General features: G+C 63.6%; 5 protein-coding genes. 2 read left to right on the forward strand and 3 right to left on the reverse strand.

Annotation, left to right across the window (positions count from 1 at the left end):
• Nucleotides 1-94: 94 nt before the first annotated feature.
• Nucleotides 95-1,348, reverse strand: a complete 1,254-nt coding sequence (locus EOA28_RS26505; RefSeq protein ID WP_126081086.1) for an aspartate kinase — start codon at nucleotides 1,346-1,348, stop codon at nucleotides 95-97.
• A 215-nt stretch (nucleotides 1,349-1,563) separates the two neighbouring features.
• On the opposite strand from EOA28_RS26505, the gene EOA28_RS26510 reads away from it, so the two are divergent.
• A complete protein-coding gene (locus EOA28_RS26510) occupies nucleotides 1,564-1,860 on the forward strand; it encodes a hypothetical protein (RefSeq protein WP_127251153.1) in 297 nt (98 codons plus the stop codon).
• Nucleotides 1,861-1,873: 13 nt separating this feature from the next.
• Here EOA28_RS26510 and EOA28_RS26515 read toward each other — a convergent pair whose 3' ends face one another.
• Complete coding sequence (locus EOA28_RS26515; RefSeq protein ID WP_127251152.1) at nucleotides 1,874-2,431, reverse strand: putative glycolipid-binding domain-containing protein; 558 nt, start codon at nucleotides 2,429-2,431, stop codon at nucleotides 1,874-1,876.
• Between the two features lie 309 nt (nucleotides 2,432-2,740).
• Between EOA28_RS26515 and ubiG the strand changes: the two genes are divergently transcribed.
• Nucleotides 2,741-3,490, forward strand: a complete 750-nt coding sequence (gene ubiG, locus EOA28_RS26520) for a bifunctional 2-polyprenyl-6-hydroxyphenol methylase/3-demethylubiquinol 3-O-methyltransferase UbiG (protein ID WP_126081083.1) — start codon at nucleotides 2,741-2,743, stop codon at nucleotides 3,488-3,490.
• Nucleotides 3,491-3,502: 12 nt separating this feature from the next.
• Here the strand turns inward: ubiG and EOA28_RS26525 are convergent, their stop codons facing one another.
• Nucleotides 3,503-4,006 carry a flavin reductase family protein gene (locus tag EOA28_RS26525; protein ID WP_126081082.1) on the reverse strand — a complete coding sequence of 168 codons (504 nt, stop codon included), beginning with the start codon at nucleotides 4,004-4,006 and terminating at the stop codon, nucleotides 3,503-3,505.
• Between the last annotated feature and the right edge of the window lie 289 nt (nucleotides 4,007-4,295).

Genomic DNA, 4,295 nt, shown 5'->3' on the forward strand with positions numbered 1-4,295 from the left:
GTATCACGCATCGCGGCTTGTTCTCCAATGGGCATTTCGCCCGCCGCAGTTTCTCCCGCGGCCGGCGTTCACGCAACAACTGACTCAGTTCTTGCTATTGCTTATCCAGACCGTAGACGGAATGCAAAGTACGAACTGCAAGTTCCGTATAGGGACCATCGATCAGTATCGAGATTTTGATCTCGGAAGTGGTGATGGCGCGGATGTTGATCGCCTTGTCGGCCAGCGCCTTGAAGGCGGTGGCGGCGACGCCGGCATGGCTCCTCATGCCGATGCCGATGACCGAGACCTTCGACATGCCGGCTTCCGACTGCACGACATCGTAACCGACTTCGGCTTTCAGCTTGTCCAGCACGGCAAGCGCCTTGTCGACATCGCCCGACGGCACCGTGAAGGTCATGTCGGTGAACTTGCCGTCCTCGGAAATGTTCTGGACGATCATGTCGACATTGATGTTGGCCTCGGCCAACGGGCCGAAAATGCCGGCGGCGACGCCTGGACGGTCGCCGACGCGGCGCAGCGAAATCTGCGCTTCGTCCTTGGCGTAGGCAATTCCGGTGACGACCTGCTGTTCCACGATCTCTTCCTCGTCGCAAATAAGCGTTCCGGGCGGATTGAGTAAATCCCCCATTCCGGGCGCATCGGGATCGTCGAAGGACGACCGCACGAAGGTACGCACCCTGTGTACCATGGCAAGCTCCACCGAGCGCACCTGCAGAACCTTGGCGCCAAGCGAAGCCATTTCGAGCATTTCCTCGAAGGAAATCTTGGCCAGACGCCGGGCTTTCGGCTCGATGCGCGGATCGGTGGTGTAGACGCCGTCGACATCGGTATAGATGTCGCAGCGGTCGGCCTTCACCGCCGCCGCGATCGCGACGGCGCTTGTATCGGAGCCGCCGCGGCCGAGGGTGGCGATGCGGTTGTCCGGCCCGATGCCCTGGAAACCGGCGATGACCGCCACCTGGCCCTCGCCGAAGCGCTTGATCAGGAAGGCGCCGTCGATGTCGAGGATGCGCGCCGCGCCATGCGCATTGTCGGTCTTGATCGGGATCTGCCAGCCCTGCCACGAGCGGGCGTGCACCCCCATGCTCTGCAGCGTGATCGCCAACAGGCCGGCGGTGACCTGTTCGCCCGAGGCGACGACCGCGTCATATTCGCGCGCGTCATGCATCGGCGAGGCCTCGCGGGTCCAGGCGACCAGTTCGTTGGTCTTGCCGGCCATGGCCGAAACCACGACCGCCACCTCATGGCCGGCATCGACCTCGCGTTTGACATGGCGCGCCACATTGCGGATGCGGGCGATGTCGGCGACCGAGGTTCCGCCGAATTTCATCACGATACGCGCCATGGAAGCGAAATGCCTTTGACTGAAGCCGGCGCACGGCCGGAACCGAAGGAAACGCCAGGGGTTAAGCCAGGCGCGGAAATGCGCGGCCTCCTTAGCCAAAACAACAAGGCTTCGCAAGCGAGCGAGCCTATAGCCGCCCCGACGACGCTCATCCTGACGGATTTCTGTCGCCGATCATGCCATAGACTGCCGAAACCCGGCCTTTGGAGCTTCTCATGACCGAAACCCTGGAAATCGTCACCTTCCGCCTCAAGCCCGGCACCGAAGCCGGCTTTGTCGCCAACAACCGGGTCATGACCGACTGGCTCGCCCGGCAGCCGGGCTTTCTTGCCCGTCACCTAGGGAAGCGTGAGGATGGCACCTGGGTGGATGTCGTGCGCTGGCAGAGCCTGGATCAGGCCCAGGCGGCGGCAGACCGCATTATAGCCGAGATCGGCGACAGCGAGGCCATGCAGGCGATCGAGCCCGCCAGCGTTGTCATGAGCCATGCCGAGATTGCGCTGTCGCGCTGATCGCGCAACTTGCTCAGGCAGCGCTTCGCCACAGGCTTGGATAATCGACAACGAAGCCGGCCAACGAAACCGTCAGCACGCCCTCATAACCGAACATGGGCGCGGCGTAGGCGTAGCGGCTTTCGTCGAGCCGACGATAGGTCTGATCGAGGCGCACAAGCTCGAGCTGGGGAAAAGCCAGATAGGCGGCTGGGGCGGGCGTCGTCTTGCCGGGGCCAAGATCGAGGCGGCGGATCGGCAGAAGATTGGTGGCGGGTGTGAAACCGAGGTCGATGTCGACAAGGCCGGCTGCCTCCGCCTGGCCCTTGCCGTTGAGCAGCCATTGGCCGTCGGCCCGGCGCTCGATCTCAAAGCGCAACTCCTGCAGCGCGACAAAGCCGTCGACCCGCGCCGCGCGCGTGCGCCAGCCGGAATCACAACTCACCTCATAGGCAAGGCTGGACGACTTGCCGTCATGGACGAAGAGGGCATGTCCCTTGAGACACCAACCATCATCCGTCTCGCCGAGCAGGCAGGCATCGTGGCCTTCCTGGTCGAGCCGGCGCCAAAGGATCGAAGTCTCGATGCGCATTTTTGATCCTCCTGCCGGTGCCGGCTGTCCTGTATTCGTTCTTCATTCCGCTTTGTTTCGACGCGCGGCAAGTCAGCTGCCATGTGCTGACAGAACGCCGGGCCGCGCCGCAGGGTTGCCGGGGCGCGCATGGCGGCAGCCGAAAAACCCTGCCTTGACTTTTGGCGCCAAGGGCCCGACTTCCTAACGCTCTACAGCGCCGCGCGTCCTCTCGGACGCGCAAAGGACGCTGTAGCAGTTTGACTTTGCGCATGATCCTTTTCCGAAAATCGATTCCGATTTTCGGGGTCATGCGCTGGAGACCCGCCTATGCCAGAGCCCCGCCGATCGACCATCGATGCCGGAGAAGTCGAACGCTTTTCCGCCCTTGCCGCCGAATGGTGGAACCCGAACGGCAAGTTCCGTCCGCTGCACAAGTTCAATCCGGTTCGGCTTGCCTATATCCGCGACCAGGTAGCGGCGCGTTTCGGCCGCGATCCGCGCGCGGCGCGGCCTTTCGAGGGCCTGCGCTTCCTGGACATCGGCTGCGGCGGCGGCTTGCTGTGCGAGCCGATGGCCCGGCTTGGCGCCGAAGTGGTCGGCGCCGACGCTTCGGCGACGAACATCGAAGTGGCCAAGCTGCATGCGGCGGAAGCCGGTGTCGGCATCGACTATCGCGCCGCGACGGCCGAGGAACTGGCGGACGCCGGCGAGACCTTCGATGTCATCCTCAACATGGAAGTGGTCGAGCATGTCGCCGATGTCGACCTGTTCGTCGCCAAATGCGGCCAGATGGTCCGCCCGGGCGGCATCATGTTCGTCGCCACGATCAACCGCACGCTGAAGGCGCTCGGCCTTGCCATCATCGGCGCAGAATATGTGCTGCGCTGGCTGCCGCGCGGCACGCATCAGTTCGGCAAGCTCGTGCGGCCGGACGAATTGGAAAAGGCGCTGGGCGCCGCCGGGCTCACGGTGATCGACCGCACCGGCGTCATCTATCATCCGCTGGCCGACCGCTGGCAGCGCTCGAAGGACATGGACGTCAACTACATGGTGCTGGCAGAGAAAGCCTCGGTCTGATCGCGTCAGACCTCAGGCTTCCAACGGCCGATAGCCGCCCCGCCAGTAGATCAGAGCCTGCCCAGCGTCCTGGATTCTGACAGCTTCGACCGAACCGATGACGATCGAATGCGCGCCGCGGTCGATCATCTCGTCGAGGCTGCAGTCGAACGCGGCCACCGCATCGGTGAGCAACGATGCGCCGGTCTTCAGCGTCGTCCATTCGGCACCCTCATAGCGGTCCTTGCCCTTGATGCCGCCGAAGCCGGAGAAGCGCTCGGCCACCCGCTGGTGCTGAGGCCCGAGCGAGTTGACGCCGAAATGCCGGTAGCGCTCGACGACCGGCCAGGTCGACGAGGAGCGGTTGACGCAGGCGATCACCTTCGGCGGTTCCGCCGACAGCGACACCACCGAGATGACGACAAGGCCGGTACGGTCGTCGCCGACGCCGGCGGTGATGACGCTGACATTGCCGACGATGAGCCGCATGGCGGCGCGGAAATCCGCGACGCTGACCGGACCTTCCGCGTTGGCCATGGCTTTCTCCTTTTTCGCCGAAAGCAATCTCACGAAAGATGCGTAGTTGTTCTCTGTCTGGAACAGCGTCAAGGCGAGCTTAAAGCATGTCTCCCGAAAATGGGAACCGGTTTCGGGATAAGGACATGCGCCGCGAGCAAAGAGGATTAGCTGCGGGACGACGCCGGCTCGATCCGGACCGACGCAGGCGCGCCGTTTTGGCTTTGCGCCTTCGTGGTGATGAACACACCGGCGGTGATGATGGCCGCACCCAGCCAGGGCAGAAGCTGGTAGTGCTCGCCGAGAAGGA

It is taken from the genome of Mesorhizobium sp. M2A.F.Ca.ET.067.02.1.1 (assembly GCF_004023285.1).
Taxonomy (GTDB): domain Bacteria; phylum Pseudomonadota; class Alphaproteobacteria; order Rhizobiales; family Rhizobiaceae; genus Mesorhizobium.

What these genes read in the sequence shown, in the direction of transcription:
- EOA28_RS26505 (WP_126081086.1), bottom strand. Translation starts at nt 1,348, where the DNA reads ATGGCGCGTATCGTGATGAAATTCGGCGGAACCTCGGTCGCCGACATC.
- EOA28_RS26510 (WP_127251153.1), top strand. Translation starts at nt 1,564, where the DNA reads ATGACCGAAACCCTGGAAATCGTCACCTTCCGCCTCAAGCCCGGCACC.
- EOA28_RS26515 (WP_127251152.1), bottom strand. Translation starts at nt 2,431, where the DNA reads ATGCGCATCGAGACTTCGATCCTTTGGCGCCGGCTCGACCAGGAAGGC.
- ubiG (WP_126081083.1), top strand. Translation starts at nt 2,741, where the DNA reads ATGCCAGAGCCCCGCCGATCGACCATCGATGCCGGAGAAGTCGAACGC.
- EOA28_RS26525 (WP_126081082.1), bottom strand. Translation starts at nt 4,006, where the DNA reads ATGGCCAACGCGGAAGGTCCGGTCAGCGTCGCGGATTTCCGCGCCGCC.